The organism is Acinetobacter sp. ACNIH3, assembly GCF_002918965.1.
Taxonomy (GTDB): domain Bacteria; phylum Pseudomonadota; class Gammaproteobacteria; order Pseudomonadales; family Moraxellaceae; genus Acinetobacter; species Acinetobacter schindleri.
The window spans coordinates 1-2,211 of record NZ_PQLP01000109.1 but is presented as its reverse complement, the minus strand read 5'-3'; the positions used below and the strand labels follow the sequence as shown (position 1 = coordinate 2,211).

Genomic DNA, 2,211 nt, shown 5'->3' with positions numbered 1-2,211 from the left:
AAAATCCTACAAATCGCATCAACACCATATAAGTCTTCATTGTTATGGATGAAATCCACCATTATTTGTGTGGGCGGTCGAGCTCCGCCTGGGCGAAAAAAGCGGCTGCTTTACGTAGAATTTCATTGGCACGCTTTAATTCTTTAATTTCACGTTCCATTTGCTTCATTTTTTCTTGATCAGATATCTGTTGTACTTTAATAGGATTTTGCTGATCTAAATGCTTTTGATGCCAGGCACGAAGTGTTTCAGGAGTACAACCAATCTTAGGCGCAATTGCTGTGATTGCAGCCCAAGTAGAAGGATAATCTTTTTCAGATTCAATCAATAATTGAACCGCTCTTTCTCTGATTTCAGGGGTATATTTTAATTTTGTCATCGGGGTAGTCTCTCAGAATATTGACTCTCCGACAAACCCGGTACGGTTCAATATTATTAAATATCATTTTTCCTAGAATTTATAGAGTATTATTTTATTGATGATTTTTTAAATCTTTTAACATTGCTTCACGTAGAATTTTATTCATGCGCGTTTGATAGCCTTTCCCTTGTGCTTTTAACCATGCAAGTACATCAGCATCAAGACGAACAGAGGTTTGTTGCTTCACTGGACGATAAAATTGTCCCTGACGAATAGCATTACTCCAGTCTGTAATTTCAGGAATATCTGATAGATCTAGCTGATCGTCAGGAACCGTTCCCTTAGCAAGCAAACGTTCAATTTCAGCATCTTGCTTGTTTCTGAAATTTGCATTCAGCTCTTTGCGTGTATATCTAACCATGCTCATATTGATTTCGCTCCGCCTTAGTTACCTGTCTGGCACTAATAATTCGTATGATTTCACAGTCATCTTCATCAAAGATGGTATGTGCTACTAGTAGCATTAGTACGCCTTTTACTTTTCCAATGGTTTGCCAACGTTCTTCACCATCGGTATGTCTGTCTTGGATTGAGATCCTCAGCGGATCTTCAAAAACAAGGCTTGCAGTTTCGAAAGAGATATCATGTTTTTTCTGATTCTTTCGATTCTTTGCCTCATCCCATTCGAAATACTGTTCCATAAAAAACATTCAAATTTGTATATACAATAATGTATCACAAAATTGTATCACTCAAGTTGAAAAGCGTAATTTTTAGTCTGATTTATTGGCAAGAACTATCAAAACTGCTCATAAAAAAGCCGACTTGTTTCAAAATCGGCTTTTTTATGGTTTTTAGATTTTTATGCTTTGAATAAGTATCTGATATTTAAATTAATATACAAGTGTACTTCGTATAACCACCATTATGTTAAATGGGCAACATGTTTATATAAAAATCCATATTTTTAGCTTCAGTTCTTATAGGTAAATATACGGGACTTTCTTGTTATCTTCGTAAATAAAAAATAAAAAAAAATTCTTAAATTAAAGTTTCTTATATAAATATTAATTAGCGCTTTTACATTAATAAGATTAGAAACATATGCCAGGTTCATTCTTAAATTTATATCTTCTAATTTAGACAAGCTATTTACCTTTCGCGAAGAAGAATCAAAGGCGGTATAGATATGGCTAATCAAAATGATGATACAAATACATCAAATCGTGGATTTGCGAGCATGGACCCAGACCGACAACGTGAAATAGCGAGTCAGGGTGGTAAAGCTGCTCATGAAAGTGGAAATGCTCATGAATTTACTTCTGACGAAGCTCGTGAAGCAGGGAGAGCTGCCCATCGAAGTGGAAATGCTCATGAGTTCACTTCAGAAGAAGCGCGCGAAGCGGGCTCTCGTAGTCATATAAATGATAATAATTCTGGTGGCCGAGGACGTGGTCGCAGCCGTGATGACGACGACGATGATGATCGCGGTAGCCGCTCTGGTGGCCGAGGACGTGGTCGCAGTCGTGATGACGACGATGACGATGATAATCGCGGTAGCCGCTCTGGTGGCCGAGGACGTGGTCGCAGTCGTGATGACGACGATGACGATGATGATCGCGGTAGCCGCTCTGGTGGCCGAGGACGTGGTCGCAGCCGTGATGACGACGATGACGATGATGATCGCGGTAGCCGCTCTGGTGGCCGAGGACGTGGTCGCAGCCGTGATGACGACGATGACGATGATGATCGTGGTAGCCGCTCTGGTGGCCGAGGACGTGGTCGCAGTCGTGATGACGACGATGACGATGATGATCGCGGTAGCCGCTCTGGTGGCCGAGGACGTGGTC

The 2,211-nt window shown here is 40.7% G+C and carries 3 protein-coding genes, 1 pseudogene and 1 other annotated feature; of the genes and pseudogenes, 1 reads left to right on the top strand and 3 read right to left on the bottom strand.

What is annotated here, in order from left to right; genetic code table 11:
* Window positions 1-104, bottom strand: a sequence feature (AL1L pseudoknot). This feature is flagged as partial in the annotation.
* The 3 genes and pseudogenes from C3420_RS16800 to C3420_RS16785 form a co-directional block, all read right to left on the bottom strand.
* Window positions 1-379: pseudogene (locus C3420_RS16800) on the bottom strand (transposase); the annotation flags it as partial. (Overlaps the previous feature by 104 nt.)
* Before the next feature lie 94 nt (window positions 380-473).
* Window positions 474-788: a BrnA antitoxin family protein gene (locus tag C3420_RS16790; RefSeq protein ID WP_103857256.1), complete on the bottom strand. Its 315-nt coding sequence runs from the start codon at window positions 786-788 to the stop codon at window positions 474-476.
* Complete coding sequence (locus C3420_RS16785) at window positions 775-1,062, bottom strand: BrnT family toxin (RefSeq protein WP_005267800.1); 288 nt, start codon at window positions 1,060-1,062, stop codon at window positions 775-777. The genes C3420_RS16790 and C3420_RS16785 overlap by 14 nt, the downstream gene beginning before the upstream one ends.
* A 488-nt stretch (window positions 1,063-1,550) precedes the next feature.
* Here C3420_RS16785 and C3420_RS16780 point away from each other — a divergent pair.
* On the top strand, window positions 1,551-2,211 hold a 661-nt coding region (locus C3420_RS16780; RefSeq protein WP_103857255.1), incomplete at its 3' end, for a KGG domain-containing protein.